This window comes from Kitasatospora sp. NPDC059327 (assembly GCF_042752535.1).
Taxonomy (GTDB): Bacteria; Actinomycetota; Actinomycetes; order Streptomycetales; family Streptomycetaceae; genus Kitasatospora.
In genome coordinates, this window is sequence record NZ_JBHYYB010000089.1 from 13020 (window position 1) to 37034 (window position 24015).

Annotated in this window: 20 protein-coding genes; 10 read left to right on the top strand and 10 right to left on the bottom strand. The window is 75.3% G+C overall.

Annotation, left to right across the window (positions count from 1 at the left end; genetic code table 11):
* The first annotated feature begins 137 nt into the window (after positions 1–137).
* The gene (locus ACFXHB_RS35195; RefSeq protein ID WP_380579431.1) at positions 138–4163 is read left to right on the top strand and encodes a DNRLRE domain-containing protein; all 4026 of its coding nucleotides are present in this window, start codon (positions 138–140) and stop codon (positions 4161–4163) included.
* A complete protein-coding gene (locus ACFXHB_RS35200; RefSeq protein WP_380579433.1) occupies positions 4163–4615 on the top strand; it encodes a hypothetical protein in 453 nt (150 codons plus the stop codon). Before ACFXHB_RS35195 ends, ACFXHB_RS35200 begins: the two co-directional genes overlap by 1 nt.
* A 94-nt stretch (positions 4616–4709) precedes the next feature.
* Here the strand turns inward: ACFXHB_RS35200 and ACFXHB_RS35205 are convergent, their stop codons facing one another.
* Both ACFXHB_RS35205 and ACFXHB_RS35210 read right to left on the bottom strand, forming a co-directional pair.
* Entirely contained in the window at positions 4710–6101 is a 1392-nt protein-coding gene (locus ACFXHB_RS35205) for a gluconate:H+ symporter (RefSeq protein WP_380579435.1), read from the bottom strand.
* Complete coding sequence (locus tag ACFXHB_RS35210; RefSeq protein ID WP_380579437.1) at positions 6098–6652, bottom strand: gluconokinase; 555 nt, start codon at positions 6650–6652, stop codon at positions 6098–6100. The genes ACFXHB_RS35205 and ACFXHB_RS35210 overlap by 4 nt, the downstream gene beginning before the upstream one ends.
* A 143-nt stretch (positions 6653–6795) precedes the next feature.
* Between ACFXHB_RS35210 and ACFXHB_RS35215 the strand changes: the two genes are divergently transcribed.
* Both ACFXHB_RS35215 and ACFXHB_RS35220 read left to right on the top strand, forming a co-directional pair.
* Positions 6796–7491 (top strand): FadR/GntR family transcriptional regulator, encoded by a 696-nt coding sequence (locus tag ACFXHB_RS35215; RefSeq protein WP_380579439.1) that lies wholly within the window; start codon positions 6796–6798, stop codon positions 7489–7491.
* A 159-nt stretch (positions 7492–7650) separates the two neighbouring features.
* Positions 7651–8076, top strand: coding sequence for a hypothetical protein (locus tag ACFXHB_RS35220; RefSeq protein ID WP_380579441.1), 426 nt, complete (start codon positions 7651–7653; stop codon positions 8074–8076).
* Here ACFXHB_RS35220 and ACFXHB_RS35225 read toward each other — a convergent pair.
* The 5 genes from ACFXHB_RS35225 to ACFXHB_RS35245 form a co-directional block, all read right to left on the bottom strand.
* Complete coding sequence (locus tag ACFXHB_RS35225; protein ID WP_380579443.1) at positions 8052–8816, bottom strand: metallophosphoesterase; 765 nt, start codon at positions 8814–8816, stop codon at positions 8052–8054. The genes ACFXHB_RS35220 and ACFXHB_RS35225 overlap by 25 nt on opposite strands.
* A gap of 34 nt (positions 8817–8850) precedes the next feature.
* Positions 8851–13437: a hypothetical protein gene (locus ACFXHB_RS35230; RefSeq protein WP_380579445.1), complete on the bottom strand. Its 4587-nt coding sequence runs from the start codon at positions 13435–13437 to the stop codon at positions 8851–8853.
* Between the two features lie 107 nt (positions 13438–13544).
* Entirely contained in the window at positions 13545–14420 is an 876-nt protein-coding gene (locus ACFXHB_RS35235; protein ID WP_380579447.1) for a hypothetical protein, read from the bottom strand.
* On the bottom strand, positions 14417–14644 hold the full coding sequence (locus ACFXHB_RS35240) for a hypothetical protein (protein ID WP_380579449.1): 228 nt from the start codon (positions 14642–14644) through the stop codon (positions 14417–14419). Before ACFXHB_RS35240 ends, ACFXHB_RS35235 begins: the two co-directional genes overlap by 4 nt.
* Complete coding sequence (locus ACFXHB_RS35245) at positions 14641–16185, bottom strand: hypothetical protein (RefSeq protein WP_380579451.1); 1545 nt, start codon at positions 16183–16185, stop codon at positions 14641–14643. Before ACFXHB_RS35245 ends, ACFXHB_RS35240 begins: the two co-directional genes overlap by 4 nt.
* A gap of 144 nt (positions 16186–16329) precedes the next feature.
* Here ACFXHB_RS35245 and ACFXHB_RS35250 point away from each other — a divergent pair, with 144 nt between their 5' ends.
* From ACFXHB_RS35250 to ACFXHB_RS35270, 5 genes are all read left to right on the top strand, one after another.
* Entirely contained in the window at positions 16330–17388 is a 1059-nt protein-coding gene (locus ACFXHB_RS35250; protein WP_380579453.1) for an IPT/TIG domain-containing protein, read from the top strand.
* Between the two features lie 223 nt (positions 17389–17611).
* A complete protein-coding gene (locus tag ACFXHB_RS35255; protein WP_380579455.1) occupies positions 17612–17986 on the top strand; it encodes a hypothetical protein in 375 nt (124 codons plus the stop codon).
* A gap of 134 nt (positions 17987–18120) precedes the next feature.
* Positions 18121–18897 (top strand): LamB/YcsF family protein, encoded by a 777-nt coding sequence (locus ACFXHB_RS35260; RefSeq protein WP_380579457.1) that lies wholly within the window; start codon positions 18121–18123, stop codon positions 18895–18897.
* A 112-nt stretch (positions 18898–19009) separates the two neighbouring features.
* The gene (gene pxpB, locus ACFXHB_RS35265) at positions 19010–19681 is read left to right on the top strand and encodes a 5-oxoprolinase subunit PxpB (RefSeq protein ID WP_380579459.1); all 672 of its coding nucleotides are present in this window, start codon (positions 19010–19012) and stop codon (positions 19679–19681) included.
* Complete coding sequence (locus tag ACFXHB_RS35270) at positions 19678–20613, top strand: biotin-dependent carboxyltransferase family protein (protein ID WP_380579461.1); 936 nt, start codon at positions 19678–19680, stop codon at positions 20611–20613. Before pxpB ends, ACFXHB_RS35270 begins: the two co-directional genes overlap by 4 nt.
* A 100-nt stretch (positions 20614–20713) precedes the next feature.
* On the opposite strand, the gene ACFXHB_RS35275 is transcribed toward ACFXHB_RS35270, so the two are convergent.
* The 3 genes from ACFXHB_RS35275 to ACFXHB_RS35285 all read right to left on the bottom strand — a co-directional run bounded on the left by ACFXHB_RS35275 (position 20714) and on the right by ACFXHB_RS35285 (position 23191).
* The gene (locus ACFXHB_RS35275; RefSeq protein ID WP_380579463.1) at positions 20714–20935 is read right to left on the bottom strand and encodes a hypothetical protein; all 222 of its coding nucleotides are present in this window, start codon (positions 20933–20935) and stop codon (positions 20714–20716) included.
* Positions 20936–21108: 173 nt separating this feature from the next.
* Positions 21109–22152, bottom strand: coding sequence for an aminoglycoside phosphotransferase family protein (locus tag ACFXHB_RS35280; RefSeq protein WP_380579465.1), 1044 nt, complete (start codon positions 22150–22152; stop codon positions 21109–21111).
* Positions 22153–22420: 268 nt separating this feature from the next.
* Positions 22421–23191 (bottom strand): alpha/beta fold hydrolase, encoded by a 771-nt coding sequence (locus ACFXHB_RS35285; protein ID WP_380579467.1) that lies wholly within the window; start codon positions 23189–23191, stop codon positions 22421–22423.
* A gap of 179 nt (positions 23192–23370) precedes the next feature.
* Between ACFXHB_RS35285 and ACFXHB_RS35290 the strand changes: the two genes are divergently transcribed.
* Complete coding sequence (locus tag ACFXHB_RS35290) at positions 23371–23901, top strand: PadR family transcriptional regulator (RefSeq protein ID WP_380579469.1); 531 nt, start codon at positions 23371–23373, stop codon at positions 23899–23901.
* Positions 23902–24015 lie beyond the last annotated feature (114 nt).

The following is a 24015-nucleotide window of genomic DNA, read 5'->3' on the forward strand; positions in this document are numbered from 1 at the left end:
GTCACAGTCGGATCAAGTTCTTAAGGAAATCTTTAGGTATTGGGGGCTTATGCCTCATTTAGCATGATCATCTTGTCGTGTGACCTTCCCTATGCTCCAGCCATCACTGTGGTTCAACAGTGGGTCAAGGAGCAGCAATGCACGTTTCAAGTCGGACCCTGACCGGTCCGCTGGCCCTCACGCTGGTGCTGGCGCTGGCAGCCGGGTCACCGGTCGCCTTCGCGGCCAAGCCGCACGCCAAACCCTCCCCCGGCAAGCCGCCCGTGGTCGCCCCCACCGACCCGACCGGCAGCGTCCCCACCGCCCGGGTCGCCGCCCGGACGACCGGCAAGCGGGTCGAGGCGGTCTCCGAGCGCAGCGAGACCTCCACCACCTGGGCCAACCCCGACGGCACCCTCACCACCGAGCTGTCGGCCGGCCCGGTGCGCTTCCTGCGCGACGGCAGGTGGGCCGACGTCGACCTCACCCTCAAGGCCGCCGCCGACGGCTCGGTCGCGCCGGTCGCCCACCCCAACGCCATGAAGCTGGCCGGGGCCGGCGGCAAGCGCCCCCGGTCGCTCCAGGAGTCGCGGCTCCAGGCCTCGCCGGCCGGCGCGGAGCCGGTCCGCACCCTGGTCTCGCTCGGATCCGGCGAGGACGAGCTGGCCCTGCAGTGGCGCGGCGGCCTGCCCAGGCCCGAGCTGGACGGCGCCAGGGCCACCTACCGGGACGCGATCGGCGACGGCGCCGGCGACCTGGTCGTCGAGGCCACCCGGACCGGCTTCGAGCAGTTCGTGACGCTCCGCCAGCGCCCGGCGGCCGGCGGCTACGCGTACACCATGCCGCTGCGGGCCAAGGGCATCAAGGCCGAGGCCCAGCCGGACGGCAGCGTCCTGTTCACCGACCGGAAGAACGGCCAGAAGCGCGCCGTCCTGCCCGCGCCGGTCGCCTGGGACGCCACCACCGCGCCCGGCTCCAGCGAGCACCCGCGGCAGGCCCGGGTCGACCTGAAGGTGGTCCAGCACGGCGACACCGTCGACCTGGTCTTCACCCCGGACGCCGCATTCCTCGCCGACCCGGCCACCGTCTACCCGGTGACCGTGGACCCGGCCACCGCGGGCCTCGGCAACGCCTTCGACACCCGGGTGCAGAAGGGCGAGACGGTCGACTGGTCGTCCGACACCGAGATCTACTGGGGCAACTCCGGTACCAAGAACGCCGACGGCAGCTCCCGCGAGGCCCGCGCGTTCATCAACTGGAACACCGCCAACATCGCCGACGCGCTGGTCTCCAGTGCCCAGCTGTCGCTGTACAACTTCCACTCCGGCAACAGCGACTGCCAGCCGTACACCTGGGAGGTCTGGGACACCGGCCTGGCCTCCACCGCCTCGCGGTGGGCCGCCCAGCCGGCCTGGAAGACCAAGAAGGCCACCTCCACCGAGACCAGGGGCCGCGACGCCTGCGGCGGCGACGGCTGGATCAACGCCGACGTCACCGGCCTCGTCCAGTCCTGGGCCTCGGCCAAGAACACCACCTCCGGCATGGGCCTGCGCGCCCCCGACGAGGTGTCCACCAAGTACTGGAAGGAGGTCAACTCCGCCAACGCCGCGAGCAACGTCCCGAAGCTGACGGTCACCTACAACTACCGCCCGCGCACCGGCACCAAGCAGCAGGCCGGTCCGCCGTTCCTGCAGGACGGCACCGGCACCTGGCGGGTCGACACCACCACCCCGGTGCTCCGGGACACCTTCGTCGACCCCGACGGCGACAAGGTGACCGGCACCTTCCAGCTGGTCGACGCCATCTCCGGCGCCCAGGTCGGCAGCGTCAACGTCTCCGGCTACGTGGCCAGCGGGACGCCCGCCGAGGTGACCGTCCCGGCCGGCCTGCTGGAGTACGGGCACACCTACCGGTTCCGCAGCTCGCCCTACGACGGGCTGCACTACAACCTGAGCTGGTCCGCCTGGTCCACCTTCAGCGTCAGCCCGCTCCCCGACGTGCCGACCGCGCTGCAGAGCGGCGCCCAGCAGACCCTGACCCCGGTGCTCTCCGCGCTGGTCACCAACCCCAACCAGGGCCGGGTCCGCACCGAGTTCGTGGTCAAGGACAACGCCGGGCAGCCGCTGCCGACCTCCCTCGCCCCCGCCTGGGCCGAGAGCGGCAGCCGGGCCTCCGTCCAGGTGCCGGCCGGCGCGCTGGCCGACGGCCGTGACTACACCTGGGCCGCCCGGGCCTGCGCCGCCGTCGGCTGTTCCGCCTGGTCCGCCGACCAGCCGCTGGCCGTCCGCGTCCAGGCTCCGCCGACCCCGCCCACGCCGGCCACCGCGGTGTTCACCGGCGCCACCCTGGCCGACGCCTCGGCGGCCACCGCCGGCGGCGGCTGCGACACCGGTGCCTGCCCGGCGGCCGACCCCGCCGAGCTGCGGGTCGGCACCGTCGCCGACGGCAGCAGCTGGACCAGCTGGCTCAAGCCCGACCTGGCGGCCGTCCCGGCCGGCTCCCGGGTGGTCGGCGGGAGGCTCGCGCTGACCCGCTCGGACTGCGCCGCCGGTACGCCCGGCTGCGACGAGACCCCGGTCGACATCTTCCAGCTCGGCTCGGCCTGGACCCCCGGCGCGGGCGGCCCGGCGCTGACCGCGGCCGCCGGCGTGGAGAGCTACGCCTCCGCGGCGAAGCCGTCCGAGACCGACCTGGCCGCGCTGGCCGGCTCCTGGATCGAGAAGGGCGAGGCCTACGGCCTGGCCCTGCGGCCGCCGGCCGGCTGGACCGGCGCCGCGCGGTACCACGCGGCCACCGCGGCCGACCCCGCCCAACGGCCGAAGCTGACCCTGGAGTACCTGGCGCCGACGGCGCCCGGCGCGGCCGAGCTGGTCACCGCGACCAGCGGTGACGCCGGACTGGTCGTCACCTGGAACGCCCCGACCGACCGCGGGTCGGTGGGCGAGGTGGGCTACACCGTCCGGGTCGAGACCTCGGCCGGCGTGCTCGTCCAGGAGATCGCCACCGGCGACGTCCGGGCCGCGTTCACCGGCCTCGACAACACCCGTTCGCACCGGGCGGTGGTGACCGCCCGGAACGGCTTCGGCAGCGCGACCCCGGCCGCCTCGGCCGTGGTCCAGGGCACCCCGACCGCGGGCGGCCCGGACCAGTACCGGGGCTTCGTGCAGGAGTACCTGGAGGCCCGGAACAAGGTCAAGATGAAGGCGGGCTTCACCGCCCCCGAGGCCGCGGCCGAAGCCGCGCACGGCACCGTCTTCGTCGACCTGCTGGCCACCCAGGAGGCCTCGCTGGTCGCCAACCGCGAGGCCCTGGCCACCCAGGGCCAGCTCTACACGGCGGCGGCGGTCACGCTGTCCGACGTCGTGGTGGACCAGCAGTCGGCCGGCAAGGTCGTGGTGCGGGCCACCGTCAAGGACTCGGTGATGATCCGGTCCAACGGCGTGGACTCGCCGAGCGAGAGCGCCGGTCCGAAGCGGTTCGAGTTCACCCTCGGCGCCACCGTGCTGCTGGCCTCCGAGGCCGACGACCTGGCCGCCCGGCAGAAGCTGTCCTCGTCCGCGGCCGCGCAGGCCCAGGTCGAGGTCGCGGACGCCGCGCAGCCGGACCCGGCGGACGCCCAGAAGGCCGTCCCGCTGGACGCCAACGGCTTCCCCGTACAGCAGGCGCAGCCCGCCACGGGCGCCGTGCAGGCGGGCTACAACTACAACGGCACCGCTGACTGGGCCCGCCGCAACGTCGGCATCAAGTGGGACTTCCCGCAGGACTGCACCAATTTCGTGTCCAAGGCGCTGTACTACGGTGGCGGCATGCGCACCCGGTACGGCTTCAAGACGCTGGACAGCGCCTGGTGGCAGAACGACTACTGGATGTTCGGCTGGCACATCAACCGCAGCTACACCTGGGCCGGCGCGGCCAACCTGCACCGGCACCTGCTGAACCACCGGTACTCGACCTGGCTCCGCTGGACCTCCGACGCCCGCCCCGGCGACGTGGTGTTCTTCAAGTGGCGCAACGAGTCCCGGATCAACCACGCCGCCGTGGTGGTCAGCTGGGGCGCCCGGATGGAGCTCCGCCAGCACGGCCGGCAGGGTGTCACCACCCTGAACGAGGTGCTGTCGTACTACCGGCAGAAGGGCGACCCGATCGAGTGGTTCGTCGTCGTCCGCCCGCTCGGGACCAACTGATGTCCGTGGGGCGGCCGGTACCGGCCGCGCTGGCGGCCGTCCTCGCGGCCGCCCTGCTGGCGGGGTGTTCGAGCGCCGCCGACGACGCGGACCTGCGGTTCGCGGCCGACTACGCGGCTCGTCCGCACCTCCAGGTGACGGGCTACCCCGTCCCCGAGACGCTGGGCCTGGTCCAGCGGGTGGTCTGGCGGCTCGCCGACGGCTCGGACGAGCAGGTGGCGAAGCTGGCCGCCGCGGAGGGCTCGGCCGGCGAACGCCGGGCGAAGGCCGCCGCCTGGGTCCGCGCCTACGGTCAGGGCGCGGCCGGCCCGGTCACCGCCGACTTCGGTGACGACCCGACCGGGCGGCAGAGCGTACGGCTCGCCTTCCAGGACACCGGGCAGGTGAAGGATCTGACGCTCCGCCCGGACGGTCCGGGCGGCGAGGACGGCTGGCGGGTCCTGCTGGACTGACGCCGTACCGCGCACGGGCGGGCGCTCCTGGAGGAGCGCCCGCCCGTTCGGCGTTTCCGGTACCGCCCGGTCCGGTCCGGACCCGTCCGGGTGCCTAGACGATCAGGCTGAGCGGCATGATCAGGGCGATGGCGACGACCGAGATCACGGTCTCCATCACCGACCAGGACTTGAGGGTCTGGCCGACGCTCATCCCGAAGTACTCCTTCACCAGCCAGAAGCCGGCGTCGTTGACGTGCGAGAAGAACAGCGAACCGGCGCCGATGGCCAGCACCAGCAGGGCCGCGTGGGTGGACGACATGTCGGCGGCGAGCGGCGCGACGATACCGGCGGCGGTGATGGTGGCGACCGTGGCGGACCCGGTGGCCAGCCGGATCAGGACGGCGATCAGCCAGCCGAGCAGCAGCGCCGAGATGTGCCACTTGGCGGACCACTCGCTGACGGCGTTGCCCACGCCGACGTCGATCAGGGTCTGCTTGAAGCCGCCGCCCGCGCCGACGATGAAGACGATGCCCGCGATCGGGCCGAGCGACTTCCCGACGGTGTCGGAGATCCGGTCCTTGGAGAAGCCGGCCGCCCGGCCGAGCGTCAGCATGCCGAGCAGGGTCGCGGCGAGCAGGGCGATCAGCGGCGAGCCGATGAAGTCGAACACCCGCTGCGGCATCGCCTTCGGGTCGTCGACGACGACGTCGGCCAGCGCCTTGCCGAGCATCAGGACCACGGGCAGCAGGATGGTGGCGAGGACGGCGCCGAAGCTCGGGGTGTGCTCGGGCTTCTCCGTCTCCACCGGCGCGGTGGCCCGCGGGATCTCCAGCGGGCCGACCCAGCGCTCGGCGACCCGGGCGAACAGCGGCCCGGCCACGATCAGCGTCGGCACGGCGATCAGCAGGCCGAGGGCCAGGGTGATGCCGAGGTCCGCGTGCAGCGCGTCGACGGCCACCAGCGGGCCCGGGTGCGGCGGGACGAGGCCGTGCAGCACGGAGAGCCCGGCCAGCGCGGGGATGCCGATCCGCATCAGCGGGACGTTGCCGCGACGGGCCACCAGCAGCACGATCGGGATCAGCAGGACGACCCCGACCTCGAAGAACAGCGGCAGGCCGAGGACGGCCGCGATCAGCGCCATCGCCCAGGGCAGGGCCTTGGGCCCGGAGCGGGCGAGCACGGTGTCGGCGATGATGTTCGCCCCGCCGGAGTCGGCGAGCAGCTTGCCGAGCATCGCGCCCAGCCCGATCAGCAGGCCGACGCCCGCGACGGTCGCGCCGAAGCCGGTGGAGAAGCTGCCCAGCAGCTTGTCGAAGGGCGCGCCCGCGACGGCGGCCAGCAGGCCCGACCCGAGGGTGAGGGCGAGGAACGGGTGCAGCTTGAGCCGGGTGATCAGCACGACGATGGCGCCGATGCTGAGCAGCACCGCGAGCAGCAGTTGGGCGTCGCTGTCGGTGTGCGGCAGGGCCGGTGGGGCGGCCGCCGCGAGCAGGGTGGGGGTCACGCGAGGTCTCCATTGACGGGCCGCAGCAGTGCCACGGCCATCTCGACGAGTTCTTCGGGGGTCGGTCCGACGTCCAGGACGGCGCCGTGCTCGTCCGCGCCGAGGGGTTCCAGGGCGGCGTACTGCGAATCGAGCAGCGACGGCGGCATGAAGTGGCCGGTGCGGTGGGCGAGCCGGTCCCCGACCAGCTCGTGCCGCCCGCTGAGGTGCAGGAAGAAGGCGCCCGGGCAGGCCGCGCGCAGGGTGTCGCGGTAGTGCCGCTTCAGCGCCGAGCAGGTGACCACGCCGCCGGTGCCCGCCTGGGCCCGGTCCCCCAGCCAGGCGCCGAGGGCGCGCAGCCAGGGCGCGCGGTCCGCGTCGTCCAGCGGGGTGCCGGCCGACATCTTGGCGATGTTGGCGGGCGGGTGGAAGTCGTCCGCCTCGGCGTAGGGGAGGTCGAGGCGGTCGGCCAAGAGGCGGGCCACGGTGGTCTTGCCGACACCGGAGACGCCCATCACCACGAGGGTGAGGGGCGACGCGGGGGTGTCGTGGTTCTCGACGCTGAGAGCCATGGGTGGTGCTCCTTCGTTGCCAGGCCGCCACTATCGCTCCAAAGATATGACCTATTCAAGTGCCGGAAACCAAATCGTCATACTTTTGCGATTCGCGGGGGCCGACCGGAGAGCGGCCCACCCGGGCCCTCTAGGCTGGACGGATGGAGATCCAGGGGCTGCCCGGCCGACTGCTCGCCGACCTCGGACCGGCCATCGCCTCCGGTGAGATCCCCGAGGGGGCGGTCCTGCGCGCCGAGGAGCTGGAGCAGCGGTACGGGGTGTCGCGGACGGTGGTCCGGGAGGCCGTGCGGATCCTGGAGGGAATGCGGCTGGTCGCCTCCCGGCGCCGGGTCGGCATCACCGTCCAGCCGAAGTCCGACTGGGACGTCTTCGACCCGCTGGTGATCCGCTGGCGGCTGGCCGGTGCCGACCGCCCGGCGCAGTTGCGCTCGCTCGGCTCGCTGCGGGTCGCGGTGGAGCCGGCCGCGGCCGCGCTCGCCGCCCGGCACGCCAGTGACGACGAGCGCCGTGAACTCCTCACCCTCGCGGGGGAGTTGACGATGACGGCCCGGGCCGCCGACCTGGCCGCCTTCCTCCGGCACGACATCGCCTTCCACGCCACCGTCCTGAAGGCCTCCGGCAACGAGATGTTCGCGCACCTCGGGGACACCGTCGGCGCGGTGCTCACCGGCCGCACGGAGTACCATCTGATGCCTCATCAGCCCGAGCCGTACGCGATCCGGTTGCACCGCGAGGTCGCGGAGGCGATCTGCGCTGGGGACGCGGCGCACGCCGAGCGGGCGATGCGCACGATCGCCGAGGGTGCGCTGGAGGAGCTCAACCAGCAGCTCGGGTGAGACCGCCCCCGAGGCGCGGTTTCCGTTACAGATCACACGATTTGACGGCAGTTCGGCTGATTCCTGCGCATACTCCCGGTTCGGCGGGGCAGAGTGGTGCACAGGGGCGCGTTCCGGCGCGCCCGTCCCACCGTCGTGAGCGCGCCTGGGGGTCGCCCGATGCCATCCGCACGCCGTCGCCGCCGTCGCCTTCCCGACGAGGTGCGCGCCGCCGCCGTCCGGGCGGTGCTCTGCCTGTCCTTCACCCTGGTCGGCCTGGTGGTCGCGGCCCTGGGCTCGTACGCGGACAGCTGGCTGATGACACCGGCGCTGATGGCGATGGGCCTCGGCGTGTTCGGCACCATGTGGTGCCTGCTGGAGATCCTGATCTCGCGCCAGGTCGCCGCCCAGCGGATGCGCGGGCCGAACGCCGCCTCGCCGATGGCCGGCAGCCGGGCGCCCGCCGGGGCCCGGCCGGGACCTCGCCCGGCCGGGCCGCCGAACCCGGCGGCACCGCCGCCGCCGCGCGTGCCCCCCGCGTACCCGCAGGCCGGGCCGCGGCCGGCGGCGCCCCACCGGGGTCAGGCCGGGACGACCGCCCGGTAGTGCGTGGTGAGCCGGCCCTCGTCGTCCAGGACGTGGAAGGCGAGCATCGGCGGCTGGTCGAAGGTGATCCCGGGACCGCCCTCGCAGGGCAGGGTGACGGTGGACACCACACCGGGCGCGACCAGCACCGGCAGCCCGGCGAAGGTGGTGGCCGCACCGGTGTGGGCGTGCCCGCAGAGCAGGGCGGCCACCCGGGGGTGGCGGCCCAGCACCTCGGCGAGGCGCCGCTCGCCGAACTGGCGGATCGGGTCGACGGTCGGCAGGTGGAGGACCACCGGGGGGTGGTGGAAGGCCACCAGCGCCGGCCGCTCCGGGCGGCCCGCGGCGAGCGTGCTCTCCAGCCAGGCCAGGGTCTCCTCGTCGAGCAGGCCGTCGGCCCGGCCGGGGATCGAGGAGTCGAGCAGCAGCAGGTCGGCGCCGGGCAGCGGGTGCAACCGGTTGACCGGCCCCTCGGCGGGCGCCTCGGCCAGCAGGACCTCCCGGTAGGCCGCGCGGACGTCGTGGTTGCCGGGACAGCTGAGCACCGGGTGGCGGGAGGCCAGTACCTCGGCCACCCTCCGGTACTCGCCCGGCAGTCCGTGGTCGGCGAGGTCACCGGTCACCAGGACGGCGTCCAGCGGGCCGGGCAGGGCGTCGAGGTACGCCATCACGCGCTCGGCCCGCCGGTACGCCCGGGCGCCGCCGTCCCCGCGCCGTTCCTGGCCGATGTGGATGTCACTGAAGTGAGCGATCGTCAGCATGGCCCTCACGGTAGAGGGGACGGGCACCGCCGCGTCACGCCGGGGCGGCGGCCTCCGCGGGGCGCTTGAACATCCGGGTCGCGGTGATCTCGCCGTGCACGGCCGGACCGTCCGGGTCCTGCGGCGCGGGCAGGCCGGGACGCAGGTGCTCCTCCACCGAGATGTACTTCAGCCCCGCCCGCAGGTCGGCGTCGTTGCGCAGCCGGATGACCAGCGGGAACTCGGCCAACGCGGTGGTGTCGAACAGGCCGGTGGTGTAGATCAGCTGGACCCCGAGCGCGTCGGCGACCGCCCGCTGCAGCTCCAGCAGGTAGGTGGCGTTGGCGCGGCCGATCGGGTTGTCCAGGAAGAGCGTGCCGGCGTGCCGCAGCTGCGACTGGCCCCGGTCGTTGGCGCGCAGCGCGGCCATCGTGCAGTACAGCGCGATGGCCGCGGTGAGCAGCTGCCCGCCGGAGAAGACGTCGGACATCTGGCCGACACTCACCCGCTCGGCCCGCAGCACCGCGTCCGGCTTGAGGATCTCCACGCTCACGCCGCGCGGGCCGATCGCGGCGGCGACACCGCGCAGCAGCAGGGACATGCCGTCGCGGCGCAGGTCGCTGTTCTTCTTGACGGCGGCGCGGGTCGCGTCGTCGATCACTTCGCCCAGGCGCTCGACCAGGGTGGCGTGGTCCGGGTCCTCGAAGCGGATCCGGAGGAACTCCTGGCCGGACCACTCTCCCAGTCCTTCGGGCAGCCGGGAGAGCCGCTGGGCGGCGCGCAGCGTGGTGAGCGAGGACTCGACCAGGCCGCGCAGCCGGTCGACGATCGAGCCCCGGTTGCGCTCCAGCTGGGCGAGCTCGTCGGTGAGCACCCGCAGCCGGGGGGCGAAGGCGGTGGCCCAGGCGGCGGCGTGGTCGGGCAGGGCGGCGGCGGGCAGTTCGCGGATCTGCTGGCGGGCCGGGGTGCGGACGGCCTCGTAGCGGGCGGCGTTGGCGTGCCGGACGAGCGCGTCGGAGGCGTCGCGGACGGCGAGTTCGGCGGAGGACAGCTCGCCGGCGGCGGTGCGCAGCGCGCGCCGGGCGTCGGTGGCGGCCGTGCGGGCCTCGGCGAGCGGGCCGAGGTAGGGCTCGACCGGGCGGCCGTCCTCCTCCTGCTGCTCGCGCAGGCCGTCGCGCAGCTGCCCGGCGTGCTCGTCGAAGTCGGCGGCGGCGGCCTGCGCGGCGTCGAAGGTGCGCTGCAGGTCCGTGTGGGCGGTGCGGGCGGTGTCGACGCTCTCGCGGCGCTCGGCCAGCCGGGTGGTGGCGGTGCGCAGCAGGGCCTGGGCGTGCTCGGGGTCGGTGGGGACGAGGTCCTCGGGCAGCTCGGTGTGGGCCTCGCCGTCGGCGGGCGCGGAGCGCTCGGCCTCGCCGCGCAGCCGGCCGAGCTGCTCGCTGGCGGCGGCGGAGCGGGCCTCGATGGTGGCGACCAGCTCCTCCGCGCGGGCGGCGGCGGCCTGGCGGGCCGGGCCGTCGGCGCCGTCGGGGCTGCCCAGCAGCTCCTCGGCGCGGGTGCGGACCTTGTTGGTGAGCCGGTCCAGCTCGGTCGCGGCGGCGGCCTCGTCCCCCTCGGCGCGGGCCTGCTCGGCGCGCAGGTCGGCCCCGACGCCGACCTTCTCGTAGAGCTGGGAGGCGGCGCGGTAGGCCTCGCGCAGGGCGGGCAGCGCGGTGGGGGCGGCGCCCTCGGGTTCGTCGGTCTGCTCGGCGGCGGGGATCTCGGCGCGCTCGGCGCGCAGGGTGCGGGCGGTGCGGCGGGCGTCGTCGGCGGCGCGCTGGGCGGCGCGGCGGTCCTCGTCGCAGGTGCGGGCCCGCTCGGCGCACTGCGCCTGGCGGCGGTCGCACTCGGTCGCGTCCTCGGCGAGTTCGCGCAGGCTCCGCGTCCAGCCGGGTCGCTCGCGCAGCCGGAAGGCCAGGCCTTCCAGGGCGTCGGCGCGCCGCCGGGCCTGCTGGGCGGCCTCGCGCTGCTCCTCGTGGGCCCGGGCCGCGGCGGCGTGGTCGGTCTCGGCCTCGTCGTGGTCGGCGCGCAGGGTGGCGAGCGCGGCGGCGGCCTGCTCGGCGTGCTCGCGGGCGGTCTCGGCGGCCTCGGACAGCTCGGCGAGGGTGCCCGGCGGGCAGCTCGCGTGCCAGGAGGCGAGGCGGGCCGCGAGGGCGCGGTCGCCGCCGAGCCGGCCGGCCAGCTCGCGGATGTGCTCCTCGCGGGCGGTGGCGCGGGAGCGCAGCTCGCGGCGCTCGCCGTCGGCGGCGGTCTCGTCGTGCATGGCCGGGTTCGGCGGGACGAGGAAGAAGGCGGGCTCGTCGGTGATCGGCGCGATCAGCGCGGCGGCGGCGCCGACGGCGACGGTGGAGCGCGGCAGCAGCGCGGCGGCCCGCAGCGTCTCGCGGGCCCGGTCGAGCGAGTGGGGGTCGGTGATCACCACGCCGTCGACCAGTTCGGGCCGGGCCGCCAGGATCGCCTCGTGGTCCGCCGGGTCGACCGACTGGGCGAGGTAGCGCCAGCCGGGCAGGGCGGGGATGCCGTGCTCGGCGAGGTACTCGACGGTGGCGAGCACGTCCGGGCCGGGCGGCAGCAGGCCGCCGTCGCCGAGCGCGGCCAGGATCCGGGAGTCGTCGGCGGCCGCGGTGCGCAGGTCGAACAGGGTGCGCTCGGCGGTGGCGATGGCCTCGTCGAGCAGCTCGCGCAGCGCCTCGGCGGAGCGGTCGAGGACGGCCGGGGTGAGGAAGCCGGCCGCCTCGTCGGCGTCCGACCCGTCCTCGCTCCACTCGGTGGAGGCGGGGGTGAGGGAGAGCAGGTCGGCCAGCCGGGGCTCGGTGGCGAGCAGGGCGGCGGTGCGCCGCTCGGTGGCGAGCGCCTGGGCGGCGGCCTTGCGGGCGTCGGTGGCGCGGGCCTCGGCGAGCTCGGCGCGGCCGGTGGCGGCGGCGGCCTCGCGCAGCCGGGCGGCGGCGCCCTCGGCGACCGCGCGGGCCTGCCCGAGGGCGGCGGCGGCGGTCTTCTCCACATCGGCGGCGTGCAGCGCGGCGCGGGCCGGGTCGGGCTCGGCACTGCCGGGGTCGATCCAGCCGGCCTCGACCGCGGCGGCGGTCTCCCGCTCCACCTCGGCGAGGCGCTGGCGCAGGTGGTCGGACTCGCTGCGGGCCTTCTGGGCGGCGGTGGCCGCCTCGGTGGCGTCGGACTGCGCCTTGGCACCGTCCGACTGGAGCTCGCCGGCGCGCGCCTCCTCGGTGTCGGCGCGCTCCTCGGCGGCCACGGCCGCGCTCTCCAGGGCGCGGGCCAGCGCGGCGGCGGCACGGGAACGGGCGGCGAGCGCGGGGGCGGCGTCGAGCTCGGCCTCGCGGATCGCGGCGGCGACCCGGGTCACCCGGTCGGCGGCGGCGCGCTGGCGCAGCACGGCCTCGGCGGCCTGCCAGGCGGCGTGCAGGGTGCGGGCGTCGATGAGCTCGCGGCGCAGCGCGGCGGCCTCGGTGGTGGCCGCGGCCAGCCCGAGGGTGGCGTGCCGGTGGGTCAGCTCGGCGGTGATCAGGGTGTGCCGGGTGCGGTCGGCCTCGGCGGCGGTGACGGCGCTCGCGGCGGCGGCGACCTCGATCGCGAGGTCCTGGGCGCGGTCGCGTTCCGCGGCGGCGCGGGAGGTCAGGGCGTGGGCGAGGCGGCGGGCGCGGCGCTCGGCGGTGCGGTGGGCCTCGCGGACGCCCTCGCGGGCGACGGTGGCCTCGGCGATGCGCTCCAGCAGCTCCAGTGAGCCGGCGGTGAAGTCGCGCTCGGCACCGAGCTCGGAGCGGCGGCCGAGCTTGGCGGCGAAGCCGTGGACGAGGTCGGCCAGGCCGTCGGTGTCCCGGGTGTCGGTGACGGCGCGCAGCAGCAGGTCGGTGAAGTCGCTGTCGTGCTTGACCGCGAACAGGCCGGCGGCCTCGCCCTCGTCGGCGTTCATCTCGCGCTGGTAGCGGAAGAGTTCGGGGTCGAGGCCGAGCTCCCCGAGGTGCTCCGTCCAGCGGTCGTGGCCGTCCTCGAAGACCAGGTCGAGGTGCGGGTGCGCCTTGCCGGCCTCGGTGAGGGCGTCCCGGAAGCCCTTCATGGTGCGGCGGCGGCCGCGGGCCTTCTGGTCGCCGGCCAGGCTCACCCGTTCGGCGACCGGCAGCGAGTCCAGCGTCAGGCCGGGCCCGGGACGGAAGGAGTACCAGGTCTCGGCGAACTTGCGCGGGTCGGAGGAGACCTGGCGGCCGCGCCACTCGCTGACCTTGCCCACCACGATCGGCTCACCGGTGACGGTGTGCTGCCACTCCAGGGCGACGTGGCCGCAGTCGTCGGCGAGCAGGAACTTGCGCAGCACGCCGGAGCTGGCGCCGCCGAGGGTGTTGCGGTGGCCGGGGAGCATCACCGAGAAGATCAGCTTGAGCAGGACGGACTTGCCGCCGCCGTTCTCCAGGAAGAGCACGCCGGCGGGGGCGGGCCGGCGGACCGGACCGTCCGGCTCCTCGCCGAACAGGCCGATCTGCTGGGGGGCCGGGTCGGAGACGGGCTCGCCCACGCCGCGCAGGTCGAGCACCGTGTCGGCGTAGCGGGCGCCGGCCGGTCCGATCGAGTACAGGCGGACCCGGTTGAGCTCGTACATGTGCGGCGGTTCTCCAGTGCGGGTGGGTCAGGAGTGCGGGGATCGGGACTGCGGTGGCGCGGGCGGCCCGTCCTGGGTGGCCGACCGCCCCGGGTGGGGGCCCGGGGTCAGAGCGAGTGGAACGGCAGACCGGCGTCGGCGACCAGCTCGTCCCCGGTGTCCGGGGGCAGCAGGCTCGCGGTGCCGTCGGAGACCGGGACGATGCCGAGGTCGAGCAGCTCGGCCATCGCGGCGCTGCCGGCCAGGTCACGGACCTGGAGCTGGTAGCGGGCGGTGGTGCGGTAGGTGCCGCCGGCGTCGTCCGAGGTCTTCTGCAGGAAGCCGGAGTCGACCAGGAACATCACGGCCTTGGCGACGATGCCGATGGTGGAGCCGGAGAGCCGGCGGGCGTCCTTGGTGGCGCCGGTGGCGGTGCGCCGGGCCCAGACCCGCCAGGCGGCCTCCAGGCCGGGGGCGTCGCTCTGCGGGTCGGTGTTGGCGCCGTCGGCCTCGGCCTGCTCCTCCAGCCGGCGGCAGGCCTGGCGGACGAAGGCGTCGACGCCGTTGACGGTGATCCGGCCGAGGTAGCCGTCGTCGGCGAGGTCCTCGGGGCGGGGGAAGGCCATCGCGGCGACGGCGAGGTGGGCCAGGCCGTGCAGGAAGCGGTCGGTCGACTCGGAGGCGGCGCGGCGCGAGTAGTCGCCCATCCGGACGGCGAAGACGGAGTCCTCGGCGGCGGCGACGGCCATGCCGGCGCGCGGGGAGACCTCCAGGACGACCAGGCCCATCCCGGTGGCGACGGCGTCGGCGAGACGGGCGAACGGCGGGTCCTCGCGGTGGCGGCGGACCAGGTCCGCGTACTCCGCGTCGCGGGCGGGGAGCAGCTTGGCCTGCAGGCCGAAGGAGACCAGCCGGGCGGCGTCGGCGACGTCGGCCGGGGTGATCGCGGCCGGGGCGGCGGGCTCGGTCTCGGGCGCCCAGGACGTGTCGTGGTGGGTCGTCACGGGCGGTGCTCCTCGAAGGTGTCGCTGCGGGTGCGGGTGCTGGTGGTGCGGGCGGTGCTGGTGGTGCGGGCGGTGCTGGTGGTGCGGGCGGTGCTGGTGGTGCGGGCGGTGCTGGTGGTGCGGGCGGCGGGTGGGCCGACCGCGGCGGTGGGGCGGGGCGCCGACGCGGGCCCGGCGGCCGGTGGGCGGCGGCGCCGGGGGCGGACCGGCTGTCGGGTCGTCAACTGGCGTCCTTGCGGTCGGCCGCCATGCCCGCGGCGTCCAGCAGGGCGCTGCCGACGATGAGGTCGGCGCCACCGAACTGCTCGTCCCGCAGCACGGTGCCGTCGTCCACGGCGAACAGCAGGCGCTCCTCGCCCTGGCGGTAGGCGGTGCCGACCGGCGGGCTGGCGGCGTGGACGGCCAGCAGGGCGACCAGGTACGCCAAGTCCGGGCCGCCCTGCCCGCGGGCCTCGGCGAGCAGTCCGGAGAGCCGGCGCGGCGCGTCCGGCGGCAGGTCGAGCAGCAGCAGCGCGGCCTCCAGCTGGTCCTCCGTGAACCGGCTGTCGTCGGGGGTGGCGACGAGGTCCGGGTCGGGCAGCTCGGCGCCCAGGTGCTCGCGCTCCACCGGTGGCGTCAGCAGCAGGTCGACCAGGTCGGTGACCCGGACCGAGACCGGCGTGCGCAGACCGGTACCGCGGGCGAAGAACGCGCCGGTGGGCCCGACGGCCTGCTCGACCGGCAGCCGGAGCACGGGGGCCAGCAGTTGCCCGTAGAGGTCGATGCCGCTGCGGGCACCGGGGGCGGCGAAGGCCTGGCGGTCCTGCTCGGCACGGAACAGCGGGCCGGCCTCCAGCAGGCGGGTCTGCAGCTGGGTGTGGCGGCGGATGCAGTCCTTGACGATGTCGACCAGCTCGGCGGCGCGGCGCTTGTGCTCGGGCTCCTCCGCCTCGTCACGGGCCTTGCGGATGTTGGTGAGAATCGCGTTCTCGTGCCGGTAGCGGTCGGCGATGTGGTCGAGCGCCTCGTCGATCAGATCGGGGATGGCCTGCATCCAGTCGACGGCGCGGACGTTGCGCCGGGTGGCGTCCAGGGCCCGGCGCAGCGTCTCGGCGTACTGGACGGTGCGGTAGCGGGCCTGCTCGGCGGCGAGCTGGGCGTCGGCCAGCCGGCCGCGCCGGATCAGCACCTCCAGCTTGACCTCGGCGGCGATCTGCGCGGAGGTGACGTCGGTGTCGAGCGCTCCGACCAGGACGTTGACCGCCTCGTCGGTGGTGCGCAGGTAGACGCCGCCGTCGGGGCCGGGCACCTCCTCGATCAGCTTGAAGTCGTAGTCGCGGCGGACGTACGCGCCGTCCTGGCCGAAGGTGCCGTAGACGGCGCGGAACCCGCGGTCGACACTGCCGACGTTGATCAGCGACTCCAGCACCCAGCGGGCGACCCGCTCGTGCTCGGCGGTCGGCCGGGCGGCGGCCTGGGCGGCGACCCGGGGCAGCAGCCGGGCGAGCACTATCTCGCGGTCGGCCCCGGTGTCGAAGTCCATGTTGAGGGTGACCAGGTCGATCGCGGCGAGACCGACCTCGGCCATCGCGTAGCCGCCGTACTCGCCGGCCAGCATGCCCTTGCGGCTGTCCAGGTCGTGCAGCGGGGCCGTGCAGGCCAGCGCCTTGAGCCGGCGGGCCAGGCCCTCGTCGGCGGCGGGGCCGGGCGCGGGCCGCGCGGTGGCGGCGGGCCCGGCGGGCGGCCGGAGCCCGGACTCGGTGGGCGGGTCAGCGATGGCGGTCACGGTGGACAAGATTAGAGGTAGGCACCGACATCGACCGAAACGGACCTTTCGGTCGGGTCGCAAAAGCGTTCGAAGCATGGCCACGAGAACCGGCTTTCGAGAAAACGCCCGCGCGACGAAGCCGGCACCGCCATGATGCCTCATATGATCATCAGACTGGTACGAGGCGGCCTGACCGCCGCCCTGGCCGTGGCCACGCTCACCGCCGGCACCGTCGCGGCCCAGGCCGCGACCACCGCCGCACCCGTCGCCGCGACCACCGCCCGCACGGCGGTCGCCGGCCCGAACGTCAGCGTGACCCAAGCCGGCAACTACCCGATCTTCCCGGTCGACAGCACCAACTTCTCGGTGACCTGGACCTCCACGGGCACCGCCGACCTCACCGGCACCACCCACCTCACCGTCGAACTGCCGCCCGGCCTGACCACCAACGGCGCGTCGATCACCTCGTTCCCCGACTACACCTTCACCGAGACGGTCTCGCCCGACGGCCGCCGACTGGACGCCTACTTCACCGGCAACCGGGCTCCGGGGCGCAGCGAGTTCATGAAGGTCTACGTGGCCTCCCACGGCACCAGGCCGAGCGGGACCATCAAGGTCACGGCCGCGAACCGGAACGACGTCAACCCGTCCGACAACGTCTCGACCTACCTGCTCGGCAGCGGCCCGCAGGCCCCGGTCACCCAGGCCGCCCCGGTGGTGACCGGCATCGGCACGGTGACCGGCCCCGGCACGGGCGGCACCGCCGTCACGCTGACCGGCACCAACCTGGACAACGGCTTCGTCCTGTTCGGCGACGCCGTCGCCACCGGAAGCTGCACCAGCACCGCCTGCACCGTCACCGCCCCCGGCGGCAGCGGCAGCACGCCGGTGACCGTGGTCACCCCGGGCGGCACCGCGGCCGCGCCCGCCGCGTTCGACTACACCGGCGCGGCTCCCCCGGCACCGGCCGCTCCGGTGGTAACCGGTCTGACCACCACCGGCGGCCCGGCCGCCGGCGGCACCACGATCTACGTCCAGGGCAACGGGCTGGCCTCCGGCACGGTGCTCTTCGGCGGGGTGCCGGCCACCCGTCACTCCTGCGGTCCGACGGTCTGCTCGGCGACCGCCCCTGCGGGCACCGGCGTGGTCGACGTGACGGTGACCACCGCCGGCGGGACCAGCGCGACCGGCCCGGCCGACCGGTACACGTACACCGCCTGAGGGTCGCGGTGAGCAGGGCCCGACGCCGGGAGGACGGACTCCGACGGCGCCGGGCCCTGCTGCGTGCACGGGGCGGGGTGCCGTGGAGCGGCTCGTCGGCCGGGTCGTGGAGCAGCCCGTCGGCCCGATCGTGCCGCAGCCGCCCCGGGGCAAGTTGAACGCGTTCAATTCATCGGTCCAGAGTCGGTTCCGCGCAGGTGGGACGGCCGGTCCCGCCGCCCCGGTGACCGACCACCTGCCGGCCCTGCGGGAGTGGATCGAGCGGACCCGCGACGGCGTCGCCGACACCAACGCCCGCTACCCCTTCCTCGCCTACGGCACCGACTGGCTGGCGTTCGCGCACCTGGTGATCGCGGCCGCGTTCTGGGGGCCGATCAAGGACCCGGTGCGCAATGTCTGGGTGATCCGGTGGGCGGTCCTCGCCTGCGCGGGCGTCATCCCGCTGGCACTGGTCTGCGGGCCGCTCCGGGGCATTCCGCTGTACTGGCGATTCATCGACATGTCGTTCGGCATCGTCGGGGTGCTGCCGCTGCTCGTCGTGCTGCGGCTGCTCCGGCCGCTGGAACGGCCCGCCGGTACGACCGCCCTGGCCGGCTGAGCCGTCCGGGGGAACGCCCGGGCACCGCGCACGCCGGTGACCGGGCGGCGACCGGGCCACGATCGGGCGGCGGCGACGGCCGTCACGCGCAGGCCCTACGATCTGGCTCAACAGCTGCTGGGAGGCGGACGGGCGTGGCCGATGCGGTGATCGATCTCAATGCGGACCTCGGTGAGGGGTTCGGACGCTGGACGCTGACCGACGACGAGGCCCTGCTCTCCGTGGTGACCAGCGCCAACGTCGCCTGCGGCTTCCACGCCGGAGATCCGTCCACCATGCGCCGGGTCTGCGCGCTGGCCGCCGAGCGCGGCGTGCGGATCGGCGCCCAGGTCTCCTACCACGACCTGGCCGGCTTCGGCCGACGGGCGATGGACGTCCCGCCGGAGGAGCTGGCCGACGAGATCGCGTACCAGATCGGCGCCCTCCAGGTGTTCGCCCGCGCGGCCGGCTCCAGGGTCTCCTACGTCAAACCGCACGGCGCCCTCTACAACCGGGTAGTGACCGACGCCGAACAGGCCGAGGCCGTGGTCGCGGGCGTACTGCGGGCCGGGGCGGTCTGCGACGGCCCGCTGCCCGTCCTCGGCCTGCCGGGCTCCCGGCTGCTGGCCGTCGCCGAGGGCGTCGGGCTGCCGGTGGTCACCGAGGCGTTCGCCGACCGTGCCTACACCTGGGCCGGCACCCTGGTCCCGCGCCGGGAACCGGACGCCGTCATCCAGGACCCCGAGACGGTCATCACCCGGGCGGTCGGGATGGCCCGGGACGGGGTGGTCGAGGCCGTCGGCGGCGAGCCGATCGGCGTCGAGGCGCGCTCGCTGTGCGTGCACGGGGACACGCCCGGGGCCGCCCAGCTCGCCTGGCGGATCCGCGGCGCGCTCGCCTCGGCGGGCGTGCGGGTGGAGCCCTTCGCGTGACGAGCGGCGGCCTTCGTACAACGGGTGGCGGCCCGCGCGTGACGAGCGGCGGCCCGCGCGTGACGGGTGGAGCCCTGCCGGTGGCAAGTGGCGCCCCGCAGGCGGCGGGTGGGTGCCGCCCGAGGACGACGGCCGGGGTGCCCGGGTGAGCGGCGGGCCGCTGATCCGGCCGGTGGGCGATCGCGCGCTGCTGGTCGAGGTCGCCGGGGCGGCCGAGGTCGGCGCGCTGTACGGCTGGCTGCGCGAACGGCAGGCGGCGGGCGGGCTGCCCACCGTGGAGGAGATCGTCCCGGCCGCCCGGACCGTCCTGCTCGACGGCGTGACCGACGTCCCGGCGCTGACCGCCCTGCTGCGCACCGCCCGCCCGTCGGCCGCCGACACGGCCCCCGGCCCCCTGCTGGACGTGCCGACCGTCTACGACGGCGCCGACCTCGCCGAGGTGGCCGCGCTCTGGGGCGTCTCGCCCGAGGCGGCCGTCCGGATCCACACCGCGCCCGAGTACGTGGTCGCCTTCTGCGGCTTCGCCCCCGGCTTCGGCTACCTCACCGGCCTGCCGCAGCGGTACGAGGCACCGCGCCGGGCCACACCCCGCAGCTCCGTCCCGGCCGGCTCGGTCGCCCTGGCCGGCCCCTACACCGGCGTCTACCCGCGCTCCTCCCCCGGCGGCTGGCAACTGCTCGGCCGTACCAGCCTGCCCCTCTGGGACGCCTCCCGCGAACCGGCGGCCCTGCTGGCCCCGGGTGTGCGGGTGCGCTTCAGCGCGGTACGGGACGGCGCGCGGTGACGGCGGCGCGTCGACCCTCGGCCGTCGCCGAACCGCCGGTCGGCCGTGCGCTGCTGGTCGTCCGGCCCGGCCCACTGACCACCGTGCAGGACCTCGGGCGGCGCGGCGTCGCCCACCTCGGCGTCCCCCGGGCCGGCGCGCTCGACGTACCGGCGCTGCGTGCCGCCAACCGCCTGGTCGGCAACGAGCCCGACGCGGCCGCGTTGGAGACCACACTCGGCGGGGTCGCCGTACGGGCGCGCGGAACGGTCGTCCTCGCCGTCACCGGCGCGCCCGCCGCCGTGCGGGTGAACGGGCGCAGCGCCGCCTGGGGCGCACCCGTCACCGTCCCCGACGGGGCCCTGCTGGAGGTCGGCGCCGCCACCCACGGCGTGCGGTGCTACCTCGCGGTGGCCGGCGGGATCGCCGTGCCGCCGGTGCTCGGCAGCCGCTCGGCCGACCTGCTCTCGGGGCTCGGCCCGGCTCCACTGACCGCCGGCGACGTGCTGCCGGTCGGGCCGCCCCCGCCCCGGCGACCGGTACCCGGCCCGCTGCCACTGCCGCTGCCACCGCCCGATCTGGTGCCGCTGCCCGCTCCCCCGACGGAGCTGGTGCTGCGACTGCGGCTCGGTCCGCGCGCGGACTGGTTCGCGCCGCGCTCGGTCGCCCGGCTCGCCCACGACCACTACCGGGTGGCACCGGCCAGCAACCGGATCGCGCTGCGCACCGAGGGCCCCCCGGTGGCCCGCGCCGTCGACGGCGAACTCGCCAGCGAGGGAATGGTGTTGGGAGCCGTCCAGATCCCCCCGGACGGTCGGCCCGTGGTCTTCCTGGCCGACCATCCCACCACCGGCGGCTATCCCGTCGTGGGCGTCGTGCCGGCCGCCGACCTCGCCGCCGCGGCCCAGGCCCGCCCGGGAACGCCCTTGCGGTTCGTGCTGCTGCGGGGGTGAGCGCGCTGGCCGGCGGTGCGCCCCGGGCCACCACGCCCGAGCGCCCCCGCCCGCCTCGCCCGCCTCGCGCACCGCTCGGGCCTCCCGCCTCGCGCCCGCCTCAGTCGAAGCAGGACGGACAGGACTTGGTGGCGACCCGGTCGCGGTTGCCGGCGGTGGCGCGCAGGGGCTGCGTACGGGTGACGTGGTAGCCGGACACCGGCTCGGTCACCCAGCCGTACTGGGGCGCCGCGAGGATGCTCTCCGTGAGGTGGAAGCACCCCGGGAGATGGGCGTAGCCGCTGGGCGAGACGATGGCCGTCGCCCCGGGCGGCCAACCCACCCAGGCGGCACCGAGTTCGGCCCTGCCGCGATCGAGACGCGGCGTCGACCCGTCGGCCGGGCAATCGCACCAGGACATCTCACACCGCTCACACCAATCGGCACCCACGCCGGACCCCTCCCCATAGGACGGGTGGATCCTACTGATCCCCGGAGGTGACTTTCACCTCGGGCTCACCGGGTCAACAAGGCGTCGGCGACGAGACGTTGAGCGGGGGCGATAGCCGTCCGACCGTCCTCGACGTCCCAGAGGGCGTTCTGGAGGACGCGCGCCAGGGTCCAGCGGGCGGCCCGGGCCCGATCGAGGGCCAGGACGTCGGTCATCAGGTCGAAACGGCGGTGGAGGGCACGCCGGACGTCACCGGTCGCGACCAGGTCGGCCCAACGGTTGTGGAGGGCCGGCAGGAGTTCGAAGCCCGGGTCACCGGCGAGCGGCTTCGGATCGATGGCCAGCCAGGGCGCGCGACCGTCGGAGCCCGGTGGGGCCAGCACATTGCCGTAGTGCAGGTCCCAGTGCAGCAGGCGGTCGCCCGGCTCGGGCCGCACCTCGCGGAGAGCGGCGGCGCAGTCCGCGACCGACCGGCGGTCGGCCGGGTCGGCCAGGGCGCCGAGCGCCGCCGGGACCAGGGCCAGCATCGCGTCGGAGACATCGGCCAAGTGCCGCAGTCCCGGCGGAGCCTGGTGCTCGGTCAGACCGGCCAGCAACTCGGCGAGGACGCGCAGGGCGGCCGAGTCGTCCGCGACGGTGTGCAGCGATCGGTCCGGGTCCAGGCGTTCGAGCAGCATCGAACCGGTGGCCGGGTCGTGGGCGAGGAGGTGGACGGCGCCCCGCCCGCCCCAGGCACCCAGGGCCACCGGCTCACCGGCGGTCTCCTCGTCCACGGGCTGGAGCTTGAGCGCCACGGGCGTGCCGTCCGTGCGAAGCGCCGGGATGACGAGTCCGACCGCTCCGTGGGCGGGCGCACCGGCAGGGCGCAGCCCCCAACGCTCCATCAGTTCGGCGGCGAGCGCCGGGAGCCGGGCCGACCAGCGGCGACCGGCCTCCCCGAGGCAGCCGGCCAGCGAGGCGTCCAACGCCGCCGGCACCTGGATCGGCGCCGCACCGGGCGTGGCTGGAACGGCGTCCGGTCCGACGTCCCGGGCAGCGCCCGGGGTGGCGGCGTGCGGAGCGGCATCCGGGACGGTGTTCGGCATGGTGGGCGGCATCGCGTTCGGCATGGTGGGCGCTCCGGGGCAGGGGCGAAGGAAGGGAACCGGGCCACCCCCGCCGAGTGGCACCGACTGCCAGGGTGGCACGACATCACAGGGCGGCGCGGCCTGCCACCCCGGCATGACCTGCCACCCCGGCACCACCTGCCACCCCGGCACGGCCTGCCACCGGGGCCCGGACCGCCACTCAGACGCGACCTGCCACTCAGGCGCGACGTGCCACCCCGGCACCACCTGCCACCCCGGCACGGCCTGCCACCGGGGCCCGGACCGCCACTCAGGCGCGACGTGCCAGCGCCGCGGACGCGGCCACCGCGAAGCCCTCCGGATTGTCGAACATGATGTTGTGACCGCAGTCCGGGATCGCCACCACCTCGACCCCCGCCTCGCGCAGCCGCTCCGCACCCGGCAGTTCACCGTCGCTCCGCGGATACAGGAACGTCCTCGGGAGGTCCATGCCGAGCAGGAGTTCCCGCACGGTCGGCACGGTGTTCCGGACGGAGTGGACCGCGCTGCGGTGGAGGGCCTCGGGGCCGGCCAACCGCATGGTGGACCACCAGAGCGGCCCGACCCACCTGCCCACCTCCTCCCGGCCGCCGGCCAGGAACTCCTCCTCGCTGAAGGTCGCGATCCCACTGCTGCCCGGACGGCGGACCGGCACACTCGGGTCGAGGTTGGAGTCGACCAGCAGCAGGTTCGCGACCAGCCGGGGGTGCCGGTGCGCGAGAACGGTCGCCACGGCGCCACCCATGCTGTGCCCGACCAGCTCGACGCCCGCCACCCCGGCCTCACGAAGCGCCGCCGCCACCGCGTCGGCATGGGCCTCCAGTGTGTACGGGAAGTCGACCGGCCGGTCGCTGATACCGAAGCCCAGCAGGTCGAGCAGGAGCGAGCGGCGCCCGGCCAGCAGCGGGTGCGCCGCGGCGGCGGCGAAGTAGACGGGCGAACTGGCGCCGAGGCCGTGCAGATAGACCCGGGCCGGCTCGGCACCGGACACCTCCACCCAACGGATCCGGTCCTTGTTCGAGGTCACGATGGCCTGACGCACGGTCGTACTCCTTCTCGGGGCAGGGCGGAGCGGGGCGGCGCAGGGCGACGAGGGCACGGCGGGGCGACGGGGCGACCGCGCGGCGTCCGCGTCGCGGATTCCCGCGACCGCAGGACCATACCTCGATGCCGAGGTATAGCGACAGCGAGATACAACGGTCGATCTGAGAGAGTGGCCCCATGCTGAAGCTCGCGATCCTCGGATTCCTCCGCGACCGGCCACTGCACGGTTACGAGCTGCGCCGCCACCTCGCCGCGCTCACCGGACACGTCCGGCCGATCAGCGACGGCACGCTCTATCCCGCGATCAAGCGGCTGGAGACCGACGGCCTGCTGGTCCGCACGCCCGAGCCGGGCACCGCGGCCGCACCCCGGCACACCCTCCACCTCACCGAGGCCGGCCGGGCCGCGCTGCTCGACCGCCTCCGCGACCCGGAGGACCTGGACATCAGCGACGAGAACCGCTGGTTCACCGTGCTCGCGTTCCTCCGGCACCTCGACGACGAACCGGCGGCACAGGCCGCCGTGCTGCGCCGCCGGCTCGCCTTCCTCAGCGAACCGGCGAGCTTCTTCTACGACGGCGCGCGCCCGGTGGGCGCCGAGGAGGTCGACGACCCGTTCCGGCGCGGGATGCTGCTGATCGCCCGCGCGACCACCGAAACCGAGCTGGCCTGGCTGCGCGACACCCTGGCCGGGCTCGACCGGGCCTGACCCGGCCGACCGGACGCGAACCCGCGCCCCCTCCCCCGCGCACCCGCCGAGCACGCGCAACGCGGCAGAGCCGTGGCCCCCCCCCCCCCCCCCCCGGGGGGGGGGGGGGCCCCC